This is a genomic window from Nocardiopsis moroccensis (assembly GCF_055763695.1).
This window is the reverse complement of record NZ_CP199747.1, coordinates 5,281,236-5,295,346: the sequence shown is the minus strand read 5'-3', so window position 1 is coordinate 5,295,346 and position 14,111 is coordinate 5,281,236. Positions and strand designations below refer to the sequence as shown.

14 protein-coding genes are annotated in these 14,111 nt (G+C 70.7%); 12 read left to right on the top strand and 2 right to left on the bottom strand.

The window, feature by feature from the left end:
• Positions 1–3 precede the first annotated feature (3 nt).
• Complete coding sequence (locus tag ACUKCB_RS23340) at positions 4–957, bottom strand: siderophore ABC transporter substrate-binding protein (protein WP_473037738.1); 954 nt, start codon at positions 955–957, stop codon at positions 4–6.
• A gap of 230 nt (positions 958–1,187) precedes the next feature.
• On the opposite strand from ACUKCB_RS23340, the gene ACUKCB_RS23335 reads away from it, so the two are divergent.
• The 6 genes from ACUKCB_RS23335 (at position 1,188) to ACUKCB_RS23310 (ending at position 6,844) form a co-directional block, all read left to right on the top strand.
• Positions 1,188–2,087, top strand: coding sequence for an aminoglycoside phosphotransferase family protein (locus ACUKCB_RS23335; RefSeq protein WP_473037737.1), 900 nt, complete (start codon positions 1,188–1,190; stop codon positions 2,085–2,087).
• A 159-nt stretch (positions 2,088–2,246) separates the two neighbouring features.
• A complete protein-coding gene (locus ACUKCB_RS23330; RefSeq protein WP_473037736.1) occupies positions 2,247–3,728 on the top strand; it encodes a PucR family transcriptional regulator in 1,482 nt (493 codons plus the stop codon).
• A gap of 239 nt (positions 3,729–3,967) precedes the next feature.
• Positions 3,968–5,356, top strand: a complete 1,389-nt coding sequence (locus tag ACUKCB_RS23325; RefSeq protein WP_473037735.1) for an MFS transporter — start codon at positions 3,968–3,970, stop codon at positions 5,354–5,356.
• 202 nt (positions 5,357–5,558) lie between these two features.
• Positions 5,559–5,828 carry a DUF397 domain-containing protein gene (locus ACUKCB_RS23320; protein ID WP_473037734.1) on the top strand — a complete coding sequence of 90 codons (270 nt, stop codon included), beginning with the start codon at positions 5,559–5,561 and terminating at the stop codon, positions 5,826–5,828.
• Positions 5,829–6,070: 242 nt separating this feature from the next.
• A complete protein-coding gene (locus tag ACUKCB_RS23315) occupies positions 6,071–6,478 on the top strand; it encodes an NUDIX hydrolase (protein WP_473037733.1) in 408 nt (135 codons plus the stop codon).
• A gap of 69 nt (positions 6,479–6,547) precedes the next feature.
• On the top strand, positions 6,548–6,844 hold the full coding sequence (locus ACUKCB_RS23310; RefSeq protein WP_473037732.1) for a DUF4287 domain-containing protein: 297 nt from the start codon (positions 6,548–6,550) through the stop codon (positions 6,842–6,844).
• A gap of 6 nt (positions 6,845–6,850) precedes the next feature.
• Here the strand turns inward: ACUKCB_RS23310 and ACUKCB_RS23305 are convergent, their stop codons facing one another.
• On the bottom strand, positions 6,851–7,729 hold the full coding sequence (locus tag ACUKCB_RS23305; protein WP_473037731.1) for an alpha/beta fold hydrolase: 879 nt from the start codon (positions 7,727–7,729) through the stop codon (positions 6,851–6,853).
• A gap of 680 nt (positions 7,730–8,409) precedes the next feature.
• On the opposite strand from ACUKCB_RS23305, the gene ACUKCB_RS23300 reads away from it, so the two are divergent.
• From ACUKCB_RS23300 to mnhG, 6 genes are read left to right on the top strand one after another with little or no spacing between them, the layout of a single operon-like run.
• Positions 8,410–11,283 carry a DUF4040 family protein gene (locus ACUKCB_RS23300; RefSeq protein ID WP_473037730.1) on the top strand — a complete coding sequence of 958 codons (2,874 nt, stop codon included), beginning with the start codon at positions 8,410–8,412 and terminating at the stop codon, positions 11,281–11,283.
• Positions 11,280–11,588: a sodium:proton antiporter gene (locus tag ACUKCB_RS23295; protein WP_191267657.1), complete on the top strand. Its 309-nt coding sequence runs from the start codon at positions 11,280–11,282 to the stop codon at positions 11,586–11,588. The genes ACUKCB_RS23300 and ACUKCB_RS23295 overlap by 4 nt, the downstream gene beginning before the upstream one ends.
• Positions 11,585–13,105 (top strand): monovalent cation/H+ antiporter subunit D family protein, encoded by a 1,521-nt coding sequence (locus ACUKCB_RS23290; RefSeq protein ID WP_473037729.1) that lies wholly within the window; start codon positions 11,585–11,587, stop codon positions 13,103–13,105. Before ACUKCB_RS23295 ends, ACUKCB_RS23290 begins: the two co-directional genes overlap by 4 nt.
• The gene (locus tag ACUKCB_RS23285) at positions 13,102–13,479 is read left to right on the top strand and encodes a Na+/H+ antiporter subunit E (protein WP_473037728.1); all 378 of its coding nucleotides are present in this window, start codon (positions 13,102–13,104) and stop codon (positions 13,477–13,479) included. Before ACUKCB_RS23290 ends, ACUKCB_RS23285 begins: the two co-directional genes overlap by 4 nt.
• A complete protein-coding gene (locus ACUKCB_RS23280) occupies positions 13,479–13,736 on the top strand; it encodes an MrpF/PhaF family protein (RefSeq protein WP_473037727.1) in 258 nt (85 codons plus the stop codon). Before ACUKCB_RS23285 ends, ACUKCB_RS23280 begins: the two co-directional genes overlap by 1 nt.
• Positions 13,733–14,071 (top strand): monovalent cation/H(+) antiporter subunit G, encoded by a 339-nt coding sequence (gene mnhG, locus ACUKCB_RS23275; protein WP_191267672.1) that lies wholly within the window; start codon positions 13,733–13,735, stop codon positions 14,069–14,071. Before ACUKCB_RS23280 ends, mnhG begins: the two co-directional genes overlap by 4 nt.
• Positions 14,072–14,111 lie beyond the last annotated feature (40 nt).

Sequence of the window (14,111 nt, the reverse complement as noted above, 5' to 3'; positions counted from 1 at the left end):
TGCCTAGGACAGGGCGTCTTCGATGACGTCCAGGGTGTTCAGGTGCGCCTGGATGCCGCCGACGAGGTAGATCTCCTCGGAGTTGAGGTGGATGATCTGGTCCTCCCGGGCCGCGGTGGTGCGGTCGACGAGGTCGTTGTCCAGGACCTGTTCGGCGGTGTCGGCGCCCTCCTCTCCGATGGCGCCGTCGCGGTCGATCACGTACAGCCAGTCGGGGTCGGCGTCGGCCAGGGCCTCGAAGGACAGGACCTCGCCGTGGCTGGCCTCCTCGCTGGTCACGTCGATGGCGGGCGTCAGGCCGAGGGCGTCGTAGAAGAAGCCGTAGCGGGATCCGGGACCGTAGGCGCTGATCTCGCCCGCGGAGGTGATGATGACCAGGCCGTCCCCGGCGGCGGCGACCTGTTCGCCGACCTCGGCGATGCGGGAGTCGAACTCGGCGTTGAGTTCCTCGGCCTCGGTCTGCCTGTCGAAGATCTCGCCGTAGGCCAGGGCGCGGTCCTTCATGTCGCCCACCGTGTCACCGCCGAAGACGGTCATGTCGAGGGTGGGGGCGATCTCCTCCAGTTCGGGGATCGCGTCGGAGCTGCGGCCGCCCGCGATGATGAGGTCGGGGTCCATGCCCGCGACCGCCTCGAAGTCCGGTTCGAAGAGGGAGCCGACGTTCTCGACGTCGGGGTCCTCGACGTAGTCGGAGAAGAAGGAGGGGTAGGTCTCGGCGGAGGGGATGCCCGCGACCTCGACGCCGAGAGCGTCCAGGATGTCCAGCTGGGTGTTGTCGAAGACGATCACGGTCTCGGGGTTCCTGGCGACCTCGATGTCGCCGTTGAGGGCCTCGACGGTGACGGTCTCCGCGGCCGTGTCCGTACCCGCCCCGTCCGCGTCCTGCGCGGAGCAGCCCGCGAGGACCAGGGCGGAGACCGGCAGCAGCGAGAACAGGGCGGCGGAACGTGGGGACACGGGGCACTCCAGGGGTCAGGAAGTGGGGGGATACTTCGGTAAGGCTTGGCTAAGTAAGGCAAGGCTAAAGTTACACAACCACCCGGAACCCCACAACGCCACCCCCGACGGCCGCACCGCTGCCCCGGGGCGCGAACACACCGGAAACCCGCACGCCACGGGAGTTCACGCACGCCAGGCAATAGCAGTAGTGACCCTGATCACCCTTGTGGCCCGCCGATACTGGGAGCATGCGCACACCCCCGGCCGAGGTGGCCCCCACCTCCGAACTCGTCCACCGGCTCCTGCGCGACCAGCACCCCGACCTCGCGGAACTGCCCGTCACCCCCCTCACCAACGGGTGGGACAACGTGCTGTTCGGCCTCGGCGAGCACCTGTGCGTCCGGATGCCCCGGCGCTCGGCCGCCGCCCGGCTCGTGCTGAACGAACAGCGGTGGCTGCCCGGCGTCGCCGAGCGCGTGGGGGTCCCCGTCCCCGTGCCGGTGCGCACCGGCCGCCCCGGCCACGGGTACCCCTGGCACTGGTCGGTCAACCCGTGGTTCGGGGGCCGCGCCGCCGCCGAGGTCCCGCCCGCCGACCGGGGCCCCCTGGTGGAACCGCTCGCCCTGTTCCTGTCCCGGCTGCACGTTCCCGCGCCCCGGGACGCCCCCGAGAACCCGGTGCGGGGCGTACCCCTGCGCCGGCGCGACGGACGGGTGCGCGAACGGCTCACCGGCCTCGACTCCCCGCACGCGGCCCCGCTCCTGGCCCGGTGGGAGGAGCTGGTCGACACACCCGGCTGGGCCGGGCCGCCGCTCTGGCTGCACGGCGACCTGCACCCGGCGAACATCCTGGTGGGGACCGGGCCGGACGGGCAGGCCGACCTGGCCGCCGTGATCGACTTCGGCGACCTGACCTCGGGTGATCCGGCCACCGACCTCGCTCTCGCCTGGCTGCTGTTCGAGGCCGGGGACCGGGCTCGGCTGCGCGCCCGCCTCGACCGGCTGTCCCGGATCGACGGGGACACCTGGAAGCGGGCCCGCGCCTGGGCGGTCAGCTTCGCCTCGGTGCTCGCCACCAGCACCGACGACCACCCCGCACTCGCCGCCGTCGGTGAGCACACCATCGGCCAACTCCTGACGGAGGGGTAGCGCCGGGGCGGAACCCCGGAGCGTTCCGGGCCGGGCACGGAACCGGGGGGGCGGGGAAACGAGGGCGCGCGGCACGGCGGGGCCCGCCGCCGGGCGCACAATGGTCCAGAAACCACCCGAACCCGACAGGTGATGAGCGTGCACAAGCCAGGACCGACAGTGAAGACCCTGATGGAGGCGTTGGAGGGCCCGATCCACGGGCTCGTCTCGGCACCGCGGGGCCTGGACGCCCTGGTGCACACCGTGGTGGTCGCCCACCCCGACGACCCCGTACCGACCGGCTCCCTGGTCGTCGCACCGACCGGCGGCACCGAGGCGGTCGCCCTCGCCGAACGGGCCGTGCGCGGCGGAGCGAGCGCGGTCGCCGTTCCCGGAGAACCCGACGAGGGGCTGCGTGAACTCGACCTCGCCGTGTTCTCGGTCGACCCCGCCCTGGACGCGGCCGAGTTCGCCGCCCTCGCCCGGACCGCCCTGGACTCCTTCGACCCCGAGGACCGGCACCGCGACCTGTTCTCCCTCGCCCAGACCGTCGCGACCCTGACCGGCGGAATCGTGAGCATCGAGGACGGCGCCAACCGGGTCCTGGCCTACTCGGCCTCCCACGAGAGCGCCGACGAACTGCGTCGGCAGACCATCCTCGGCCGCGACTGCCCCGCCTCCTTCATCGCCCACCTGCGTGAGTGGGGTGTGGACGAACGCATCCGCGCCGGTGAGGTGGTCGAGGTCGCCGAACGCCCGGACCTGGGAGCCTCGCGCCGCATGGTGGCGGGGATCCGCGCGGGAGAGCGGGCGCTCGGCAGTATCTGGGTGCAGCAGGCCGCCCGGCCCCTGGCGCCCACCAGCGAGCAGGTCCTGCGCGGGGCCGCCCGGCTGGCGGCCGTGCACGTCTCCCGGGTGAACAGCGACGCCCGCGCCACGGGCCACGACACCGGGGAACTCGCCGTGGGCCTGCTGACCGGCGCCTTCGACACCGACGCGCTCGCCCGGCACCTGGGCGCGGACCCCGCCACACCCGTGTCGGTGATCGCGTTGGCGCTGCGCGAGGAGGGCGTGGACCAGTTGTGGCGGCTGGACCAGGCCGCCGAGGTGGTGTCGGTGTACGCCGCGGCCTACCGCAGGCACGCGCTGGTCGTCCCGGCCTGCGGTCTGCTGTACGTGCTGCTGCCCACGCCCTCCGGGGAGGCGCCGCTCGCCTGGGTGCGGGAGCTGGTGGCGGTGCTGCGCGAGCACTTCGGCACCCCGGTCCAGGCGTCGGTGGCGGGCGTGGCGCCCCGGATGCGCGGGGTGCCCGCCCTGAAGAAGCACGGCAGCCGGGTACTGGAGGTCATCGCCGACACCCCCGATCGGTTGTTCGCCACCTTCGAGGAGGTGCGGTCCTCGGTGGTGCTGCGCGAACTGTTCGAGTCCCTCGCCGAGCAGCCCCACCTGCGCGACGAACGGCTCGACGTCCTCGACGGGGAGCAGCACCGGACCCTCGCCGCCTACCTGGACGCCTTCGGAGACGTGACCAGTGCCGCCGGTGTCCTGCACGTCCACCCGAACACCCTGCGCCACCGCATCCGGCGGATCTGCTCGATCACCGGGCTCGACCTGGACGACGCCGACCAGCGACTGCTCGCGGCGGTGAGCCTGCGCAGGTGAACCAGGGGTCCCGGGCGCGGGTCGCGGTCCGGACGCTCTGGTGTCTCCGCCAGGTCACGGCAGCCGCCTCCGAATCCCCCGTCGCGGCCGCATTGTCGGCGGCGACACCCTCCCGCCCCGGTTGTCGTCGGTTCGGACAACGGTGACGGGCGCCACGCGGTTCTAGGCTCCGGGCCATACTCACGGGTCCGCTCCGCTCAAGGCCCGTGGAATCCCCGTCCCGAACTGGAGTCCCACCCATGAGCGCAGAGAGCACGAGCGCGTCGAACGCGCAGGCCAAACCGCCCAGAGCCAAGGTCCTGGTGGCGAGTCTGACCGGAAGCACCATCGAGTGGTTCGACTTCTTCCTCTACGGCACCGCCGCAGCCCTGATCTTCAACAAGCTGTTCTTCCCCTCGGACGACCCGCTCGTCTCGTTGATGCTGTCGTACCTGACGTTCTCGCTGACGTTCTTCATCCGTCCGCTCGGCGGCGTCCTGTTCTCGCACATCGGCGACCGGATCGGCCGGAAGAAGACACTCATCATCACCCTGTCCCTGATGGGCGGGGCGACGATGTTCATCGGCCTGCTGCCGACCTACGACAGCATCGGCGTCCTCGCACCGATCCTGCTCGTGTTCCTGCGCGTCGTGCAGGGGCTGGGCATCGGCGGTGAGTGGGGCGGCGCCCTGCTGCTGGCCTACGAGTACGCGCCCAGGAACCGGCGCGGGTTCTTCGGCAGCGTGCCGCAGATGGGCATCACCTGCGGGATGCTGCTGGCCAGCCTGGCGCTGACCCTGATGTCACTGCTTCCGGACGATCAGTTCGAGGCGTGGGGCTGGCGGGTGCCCTTCGTCGCGAGCGTGCTCCTCGTGCTGCTCGGCCTGTGGATCCGCTCCGGGATCGACGAGACCCCCAGCTTCAGGAAGGCCAAGGAGGAGGGCAACGTCGCCAAGCTGCCCGTCGCCGAGACCCTCCGCCACCACTGGCGGGCCGTGCTCGTCGCCGTCGGCGCCAAGGTCGTGGAGACCGCGCCCTTCTACATCTTCGGCACCTTCGTGGTCAGCTACGCGACCGGAACCCTGTCCTTCGACAACACGACCGCGCTCAACGCGGTGACCATCGGCGCCATCGTCGCGACCGTCTGCATTCCGCTGTCCGGCCGCCTGTCCGACACCTTCGGCCGCCAGCGTGTCTACCTGGTCGGCGCCGTGGCGCTGGGCCTGTTCATCACGCCGTACTTCCTGATGCTGGGGACCGGCAGCAACCTGATGCTGATCCTGGCCACGGTGATCGGCCTGGGCGTCCTGTGGGCGCCCGTGACCGCGACCATCGGCACCCTGAGCTCGGAGATCTTCTCCACCCGGGTCCGGTACACCGGGGTGACCCTCGGGTACCAGATCGGTGCGGCCCTCGCGGGCGGCACCGCGCCCCTGATCGCGACCTGGCTGCTGTCCCGGTTCGACGACTCGTGGGTGCCGATCGCCGCGTACCTGGTCTTCACCGCCGTGGTCTCCGTGGTCGCGGTGTCCTTCGCCGGCAGGGCCTCCAACGCGGAGGACCGCCACCTGGGCAGCGGGCCGAGGGAGGAGCCCGGTGAGTCCGGCGAGACGACTGCGCCGGGCGAGAGGGCCGACACCCAGGCCTGACCGCGCGGACGGAGCGGACGGCGCTCCCGGACCCGCCTCCGCGGTACGCACCCTTCACCGGCCGCGGCGCCGAGAGTACGGGTACCCCGCCCCTTCCGAAGCACCGAGCGGTCAGGGCTCTTGGTCACTCTTGAGCGCTGACGCGAGCGGGTACCCCGTTCCATACCCGGGGTACCCCCTTCCCTTCCCGAGGAGGCAGCGCGTGCGGTGGTTCGAGTCCAGCTACGGCGGCAGTGGCGGCAGCGACTGCGCCGAGGTGACCTGGCGTAAGAGCAGCTACTCCAACAGCACCGGTGGCGAGTGCGTCGAGGTCGGCTGGCACGGGCCCGGCTATGGCAGTGGCCAGGGCAACTGTGTCGAGGTATCGGAAGGGCCGAGCATCCTTGTTCGGGACACCCGCAACCGCCCGCTCGGGCACCTCGCCTTCGGCCCCTCCTCCTGGCAGCACCTCCTGCGAACCCTCGCCCGCTGACCCCCTGCCCCCCGGGGCAGGTTCGGTCCCCTTTTCCGCGGTGATCTTGCTACCAGGGGCGACTTCGGCGCCGAAATGGCCCCTGGTAGCAAGATCACCGCGGTTGGGGCGGTTTCGGAACCAACGGGCACCCGCCGAACGGGCTCCACCCGCATCTCACTCATGGAACCCACGGTGCACACGGCTTCTTCGAGTACACAGGGTTTCCGCGCCCGGAGCCGGGTGTTGCCTACCTTGGACGGATGGACACCGAGCAGCCGCGTGGCGCCGTCGCAGTCATCACCAATCCCCGCGGGGGACTCCTCCTCCACCTGCGGGACGACATCCCCGGGATCTCCTGGCCCGGACACTGCTCCCTGCTCGGCGGGGCCTGCGACCCCGGGGAGCACCCCCGGGAGACCATCGTCCGCGAACTCGACGAGGAGGCCGGACTCGCGGTCGACGACCTGGCCGAACTCTTCGAGACCACCGACGCACAGGGGTCCGGCCAGCTCCTCACCGTCTTCACCGCCACCTGGGACGGCGATGCCCGAGCCCTGCCCCTGACCGAGGGGGTCAGGCTCGACTGGGTCTCGCCCGCACAGGCGGGAACCCTTCCGCTGCCCCCGTTCGCGCGGGAGGCCGTCCGTCGGTACCTCGGCGGAGCCTGATCCCGCGCCATCCTCGGAATGTCACTGGCGGGTGCGAGGATCAGGCTCCACCCCTACCGAGGAGGTCCCATGTCGTTCCAGGCGTATCTGGACACCATCGAGGAAAGGACCGGCCTGGTGCCCCGCGCACTGGTCGACCTCGCCAGGGAGAAGGGCTACGACGCCCCATCGGTGAAGGCGGGCACCATCATCCGGTGGCTGGCCGAGGACTACGGGCTGGGGCGCGGCCACGCGATGGCCCTGGTCCACGTCATCAAGAAGGGGCCCGGGATCGACGCCAGGCACGTGGGCACCTCGGGCAGCCACCGGGACGCCTCCGCCGAACTCTGGCTCGACGGCAAGGCGACCAATCCGAACAGGAGCTGAGCCCGCTCAGCCGTCCGCTTCGGTCACCAGCGCCCGGACCTTCTCCGCGAACTCGTAGAGGGACAGGTGCCCGGCGCCCTCCAGGACCCGCAGTTCGGAACCGAGGAACCTGCGTACCGGGGCCTTCAGCCGGGACGGGGGGAAGAAGACGTCGTCCGAACCCGTCGCCACCAGGACGTTCCCGCCCTGCCAGCGCAGCAGGGTCTCCAGGACCAGCGGGCCCGGAGCGAGGCTGGTCCGGCAGTGCCGGCCGACCATCGTCATCCAGGCGGCGAACGGGTGGACGGGGTGCCGGAAGGCGGGGCCGCTCATGAAGTTGAGCAGCCTGGTGCTCTTGTCCTCGCGCGGGTTGATCATCCACGGCAGGGTGACGCGCATCAGCTCGGGGGAGGTCGCGACGCCGGTCAGACCGGCGGGGTTGACCAGCACCAACCCCTTGACCAGGTCGGACGGTTGCGAGGCGAGGGCGACGGCGCCCCCGAGGGAGTGGCCGAGGACGATCGCCGGCCGGTCCACCAGCTCCGGCAGCACCTCGTCGAGCCACCTCCCGTACGCCTGCGCACGGTCCCCCTTCGGGCGCAGCCCGCAGCTGAGTCCCGGCTGCCCCGGGAGGTCGACCAGAACGACGTCGCGGTCCTCGGTCATGTCGGAGGCGGGCGAGGCGCTGAGCGCGCTGTTGAAGTTGGTGCCGCTGAGCACCACCACCGGGGCCCCGGGGCCACCCGACATCCGGAAGGCCCGGGTCGGCCCGAGGGAGGTGGAGATCTCGGCCACAGAACTCAGGTCCGGGTACTCGTCGAGCCGGTCCCGACACCAGCCGCGGACGATCCTCTCCGCGGACTCGGATCGGTAGACACGCGCACCTTGGAGTGCGGTCTCCGGCATGGGGCACCTGGTTTCGCGTAGGGACGGACACCTTCGCCGACCAGTCTTCCCCGCCCACCGGTCAGGGATGTGCGTCCGGGACCGGCTTCGGGCCGGTTACGGGCGTCCCGCACGCGCGGCCTGTCGGCGACAGGTCATAGTAGCTGTTCAGGGACTATATTGGACAGAACTTTCGTGTGTCGGCGCCGGCCCGTTCCCCAGCGGGTCCGGTTGGCCGAAACTGGACAGAACTGCCCCCATCGACGAATATGGGCGCGGCGCGTCACCGCACGCGCCAACTACCCTTACAGACGAATACGGGCGCGGCGCGTCACCGCACGCGCCAACAGGTGTGCCGGGAAGACTGGTCGGCGTCCCTACGACCCGTACCCCGGAGCCCACCACATGACCTGGAACCATACACCGCCCCCAGGTGCGCTGCGCCGAAGCCGTTTCTCGGAGCGGCACAGGCTCCCGGTCGGAAACCGCCGCCCGCTCGGTACCAACGGCTACACCACCGCCTGGGGCACCAACGCCCACGGCGAACTCAGCTCCTGTCCCCCGGGACCCGGTTGACCGCGCCCCCGTCGGCGCCGTCCCGAAACCGTTCCTACCCGTGTCGCCGCGCGAACCGCATCGGACGCCCCTCCTGGGCGCCGTGACACCGTCCGCGCGGCGCCAGGCTGTGAAAGGACAGTGGCGTGGTGCTGCTGATTCTCCTCCTCGTGCTCGCCGTGACCGTAGCGAGCACGCCCTTACTGGACAGACTGTTGGGCCGAAACGCCGGCTGGCCGATCGCCGCGGTGTTCCTCGGCCTGACCCTGCTGGTGTCCGCGCAGGCCACCCAGGTGCTGGGGGCCGGGGAACCCCTGGAGTTCTCCCGACCGTGGATGCCGCAGATCGGGGTCGGACTCCACCTGCGCATGGACGGGCTCGGCTGGCTGTTCACCATGCTGGTCACCGGGATCGGCGCGCTGATCATGGCGTACTCGACCCGGTACTTCCCGCCCAGGCGCAGGTTCGGCTTCTACTTCCTGATGACCCTCTTCGCCACGGCGATGTCGGGTCTGGTCCTGGCCGACGACGTCGTGCTGCTCTTCGTGTTCTGGGAGCTCACGACGATCGCGTCGTTCTACCTGATCGGCCTGTCGGGGCCCTCGGCCAGCCGCCCGGCGATCCGCACCTTCCTGCTCACCGCCATGGGCGGGCTCGCGCTGCTCGCGGCGGCCGTACTGCTCATCGTGCGCACCGGGACCTCCCAGCTCAGCGTGATCCTGGCGGACACCTCGTGGACCGAGGACACGGGGTTCGTGTCGCTGGTGGCGGTGCTCGTCGCCGTCGCGGTGTTCACCAAGTCGGCCCAGTTCCCGTTCCACTACTGGCTGCCCGACGCCATGGCGGCGAGCACACCGGTCAGCGCCTACCTGCACGCCGCGGCGATGGTCAAGGCCGGGATCTACCTGGCCATGCGGTTCACCCCGGCCTTCGGCGACCTGCTGCTGTGGAACACCCTGCTCATCGTCCTCGGTCTGACCACGGCGGTGGTCGGAGCGGTCTTCGCGCTGCAACAGCACGACCTGAAACGGCTCGCCGCCTTCTCCACCGTGAGCCAGTTGGGCTTCCTCGTAGCGGTCATCGGTGTGGGCACCCCCGAGGCCCTGGTCGCCGCGGCCGTGCACACCGTCGCGCACGCCCTGTTCAAGTCGGCGCTGTTCATGTCGGTCGGTCTGGTGGACATCCAGGCCGGGACCCGCGACCTGCGTCAGCTCGGCGGCCTGCGCAGGCGGGTGCCGGTCACCGCAGCCCTCGCCGCGCTGTCCGCGCTGTCCATGGCGGGCATCCCGCCGCTGCTCGGCTTCATCAGCAAGGAGAACCTGTTCGAGGCGTTCCTGCACGCGCCCGGCCCGGCCTGGTTCGGCCCGGTGGCGGGTGCCGCCGCGGTCGGTGCCGCGGCCTTCACCTTCGCCTACTCGTTCCGGTTCGTGTACGGGGCGTTCTGGGGCGAGCCCAGGGGCGATACGGAGGAGCGCACCGCCTCGGAGGCACGACCCAGCTTCTGGCTCCCCGCCATGACCGCCTCCCTCGGCGGTGTGCTGCTCGGTCTGGCCGTGCCGGTCCTGGACACGATGGTCAACGAGGTCGCCCTGAACGCCACCCACGAGGCCGCCGACGCACGCCTGCTGCTGTGGCACGGCTTCAACGCCGCCCTGGGCATGTCCGCCGCGGCCGTCGGCCTCGGTGCGCTGCTGGCCTGGCGGAGCCGCTCCGGCGACGCCCTGGCAGGACTCGACCTCGTACCGGTCACCGGTGTGCGGATCTTCGAGGCCCTGCACGAGGGGATCGTCCGGGTGGGCAAGCGGACCGGTGACCTCACCAGGACCGACGCCCCCGCGTTCCACCTGGGGGCACCGGTCGTCCTCATCATCGCGCTGGCCTCGGTCCTCGCGGTGGTCGGCCTGGACCTGCCGCCGGTGGCCGGGCAGACCGCCATGGGGCTGGACTGGCTCCTGGTGGGGCTGATGGCCGTGGCCGTCGGCGCGGCCGTGGTCACCCGCTCCCGGATGGCGGGGCTGGCGCTGGTCGGCGTCGCCGGGTTCACCGTCGCCCTGTGGCTGTTCTTCCTGGGCGCCTTCGACGTCGCCCTCACCCAGCTCCTGGTGGAGATCCTGACCGTGGTCGTCGCCGTGCTGGTACTGCGGCGCCTGCCCAAGAAGTTCCACCGGGTGAAGCGGAGCCGCACCGCACTGACCGCCGTCATCGCGATCGGCGCCGGGCTCACCGCGGCCGTGGGCGCCTACGCCCTGACCGGCCGCCGGGAGATATCCGCCGCGGGCGAGTACTTCCTGGGCAACGCCCCGGAGGACACCGGCGGAACCAACGTGGTCAACACCATCCTGGTGGACTACCGTGCGCTCGACACCTTCGGCGAACTGGTGGTGCTGGGCGTCGCGGGACTGATCATCATCGCGGTGCTGCACTCCAGCGGCCTGCTGCCGGTGCACAGCTCCCGCCGGGTGGTGGTGGGTGAGACCAACGCCGCCTACCCGCCGGTGGACAACACCGTGCTGATGCGCACGGTCGGCCGCTTCCTGATGCCGTTCCTGGTCCTGTGGTCCGTGTACCTGCTGTTCCGCGGGCACAACGAGCCGGGCGGCGGCTTCATCGCCGGGCTCGTGGGCGGTTCGGGCTTCGCCCTGCTGTACCTGGCCGCCCCGAGCGACGACAGGGCACGCATCCGGCTCGCCTACCCCGCGATCATCGGGGCGGGCGTCCTGGTGGCAGCGTTCTCCGGTTTCCTCGGCTACGCGGACGGATCGTTCCTCAAGCCGCTGCACGCCGAGATCCCGCTGGCCTGGGGCGGATACTTCCACTTCACCACCGCACTCGTCTTCGACATCGGCGTCTACCTGGCGGTGGTGGGCGTACTGCTCACGGCGCTCAACGAGCTCGGCCTCGAACGGGGTGAGGGCTCGGTCCGAGAACCCGAGGGGTCCCGGACGGACCAGCCCTCGGCCCAGGCGTCCGGCGACGACGCACCCGCCCTGGACGGCTCCACCACCGGAGGTAACCGATGACCCTCGCCATCACCATCGGCATCATGGTCGCCGGAGGCGTCTACCTGATGCTCCAGCGCGGCATGGTGCGCATCGTGCTCGGCCTCGTCCTGCTGGGACACTCCGTCAACCTGCTGATCATGTCGGCGGGCGGCGTGTTCCGCCGGGACCTTCCCCTGCTCCAGTTCGGTACCGCGCTCACCGCGGGCGACCCGCTCCCGCAGGCGTTCGTGCTGACCGCGATCGTGATCGCCTTCTCGATCGCGATCTACATGCTCACGCTCGCCGCCTCCGGTAGCGACGACGACACCGAGGACGCCTCATGAACACCTCGTTGCTTCCTCTCTTCGTCGCGGTCCCACTGGTGTCCGCGGGGCTGCTGATCGTGCTGAGCGGACCCCTGTGGCTGCGCCGGACCCTGCTGCTCGCACCGAGCTCGGCGGCCCTGCTGGCCAGTACCGGGCTGATCTGGCTCACCCGGGACGGGGCCGTGTTCGCCCACAACGTGGGCCTGTGGCAGGACGGGATCGCGATCCCGTTCGTCGCGGACGTCCTCAGCGCCCTGATGCTGTGGACCACCTCGCTCCTGGCCCTGGTGTGCTCGGCCTTCGCCATCGCCACCGGGGACGACCGGCGCCCCTTCTTCGCCACGCTGGTCCTGGTGCTGACAGCGGGTGTGTCCGGTGCGCTGCTCACCGGCGACATCTTCAACATGTTCGTGTTCATCGAGGTCATGCTGCTGCCCTCGTACGGGCTGCTGGCGATGCTCGGCGTCCTGGGGCGGCTGCGGGCCGGACGGATCTACGTCACCGTCAACCTGCTGACGTCCACGATCTTCCTCGCGGGGGTCGCGCTGGTCTACGCCTCCGCCGGGACCGTGCACCTGGGCGAGCTCGCCGGAGCCGCCAAGGAGGACCCGGCGGTCGCGGTCGGCGCGGGCGTGGTCATCCTCGCCCTGTCGATCAAGGCCGCGGTCGTCCCGGTGCACGGCTGGCTGGCCCGCACCTACCCGGCCGCCTCCCCCGCCGTCACCGCCCTGTTCTCCGGTCTGCACACCAAGGTGGCGATCTACGCGATCTACCGCCTGTACGCGATGATCTTCGACGGGGACGCGAAGTTCCTCTGGATCGGGGTGGTCGCCTTCACCCTGACCATGGTCATCGGGGTGCTGGGCGCGGTCGGCGAGAACACGACCCGCTCGATCCTGGTGTTCCACATGATCAGCCAGATCGGTTACATCCTGCTGGGCGTGGCCCTGTTCACCGAACTGGGGCTCATGGCGGGCATCTTCTACCTGATCCACCACATGATCGTGAAGGCGTCCCTCTTCCTGTCGACCGGGGCGATCGAGCACACCTACGGGACCGGGGCACTGGACCGGCTGGGCGGTATCGCCCAACGGGAGCCGCTGCTGGCCCTGGTGTTCATGGGTGCGGCGCTCTCCCTGGCGGGGCTGCCGCCGTTCTCCGGGTTCGTCGCCAAGCTCACCCTGGTCACGGCGGCGGTCGACGACGCGCAGTGGACCGCCGTGGCCGTGATGATCGCGGTCAGCCTCATCACGCTGATGTCCATGCTGAAGATCTGGGGCGGCGTGTTCTGGGGCAGGGAACCGAGAGCGACCGAGCTGCCGGAGCCAGCGGCCGTCGGCGCCGACGGCGCCGTCGCCACCCGGACGGCCGCGCCCGTGAAGATCCGGCCCGCACTGATCGCTCCGGGCCTGGTCCTGACAGCCACGACCCTGTGCATCGGCCTCGGCGCCCAGGTCCTGCTCGACCTGAGCGCACAGGCCGCCGCGGGGCTCATGGACACCTCCGGATACGTCGAGGCGGTGCTGGGACGATGACCCATCTGATGTGGGCGCTGCGAGTGCTCCGGTTCCCCTTCTACGCGGGCTGGGAGATCATCAGGACCTCCTTCGAGGTGATGTGGGACATCGTCACCCCGGGGAGCGCCTCGACCCCGGCCTTCGTCGAGGTACCGATCCGCTGCGGAAGCGACCTGGAAACCACCATGCTGGCCAACCTGATCTCCCTGACCCCGGGGACGGTGACCGTGGCCGTGCGCCGTGAACCCGCCACCCTGTGGGTGCACGGGCTGTACGTGAAGGACCGGGAGTCCTTCCGGGAGGGGATCCGCGAGATGGAGAACCACATCCTCGCGGCCACCCGGCTGACGGGGCCGCCGGAGAGCGCCCCGGCCGAGGGGGGACGGAACTGATGCACTACATCGACATCGGCCTGGCCGCGATCGTGCTGGCGATGGCCATCGCCACGTACCGCATCCTGACCGGCCCCTCGGCCGCGGACCGGGGAGCCGCCTCCGACGTGGTCTTCTTCGGTTTCGTGGGGCTGGTCGCCATGCTCGGCTACCGTCTGGGCACCGAACTGGTCGTGGACATCGTCCTGGTGAGCGCACTGGTCGGTTTCCTGGCCGCCCTGTCACTGGCCCGTCTGATCACCGGAGGTAAGCGATGAACGCGTTGGACGTCGCCGGGATCGTCTGCATGACCGCGGGGGCCCTGGTGTTCCTGGTGGGCTCGATCGGCCTGCTCCGGCTCCAGGACTTCTACGCGCGGCTGAGCGGGGTCAGCATCGCCGGCGCGCTGGGCACGGCCCTGCTCCTGCTCGGCCTGCTGCTGCACTACCCGACCGTGGACAACGCGATCAAGATCGGCCTGGCCCTGCTCATCCAGTTGGCCACCGCCGCGGTGGGTGGCAACGCCATCGCCCGCGCCGGTTACCTGGTCGGGGTGAAACCCACCGAGAAAACGCAGTTCGACGACCTCGCCGCCACGGAGAAGGACGGCTAGACACTCCGGCGGGCAGCGGTGGGCCCCGTCGTGTCCGAGC

What these genes read in the sequence shown, in the direction of transcription:
- ACUKCB_RS23285 (WP_473037728.1), top strand. Translation starts at nt 13,102, where the DNA reads ATGACCCATCTGATGTGGGCGCTGCGAGTGCTCCGGTTCCCCTTCTAC.
- mnhG (WP_191267672.1), top strand. Translation starts at nt 13,733, where the DNA reads ATGAACGCGTTGGACGTCGCCGGGATCGTCTGCATGACCGCGGGGGCC.
- ACUKCB_RS23295 (WP_191267657.1), top strand. Translation starts at nt 11,280, where the DNA reads ATGACCCTCGCCATCACCATCGGCATCATGGTCGCCGGAGGCGTCTAC.
- ACUKCB_RS23335 (WP_473037737.1), top strand. Translation starts at nt 1,188, where the DNA reads ATGCGCACACCCCCGGCCGAGGTGGCCCCCACCTCCGAACTCGTCCAC.
- ACUKCB_RS23315 (WP_473037733.1), top strand. Translation starts at nt 6,071, where the DNA reads ATGGACACCGAGCAGCCGCGTGGCGCCGTCGCAGTCATCACCAATCCC.
- ACUKCB_RS23325 (WP_473037735.1), top strand. Translation starts at nt 3,968, where the DNA reads ATGAGCGCAGAGAGCACGAGCGCGTCGAACGCGCAGGCCAAACCGCCC.
- ACUKCB_RS23305 (WP_473037731.1), bottom strand. Translation starts at nt 7,729, where the DNA reads ATGCCGGAGACCGCACTCCAAGGTGCGCGTGTCTACCGATCCGAGTCC.
- ACUKCB_RS23310 (WP_473037732.1), top strand. Translation starts at nt 6,548, where the DNA reads ATGTCGTTCCAGGCGTATCTGGACACCATCGAGGAAAGGACCGGCCTG.
- ACUKCB_RS23280 (WP_473037727.1), top strand. Translation starts at nt 13,479, where the DNA reads ATGCACTACATCGACATCGGCCTGGCCGCGATCGTGCTGGCGATGGCC.
- ACUKCB_RS23290 (WP_473037729.1), top strand. Translation starts at nt 11,585, where the DNA reads ATGAACACCTCGTTGCTTCCTCTCTTCGTCGCGGTCCCACTGGTGTCC.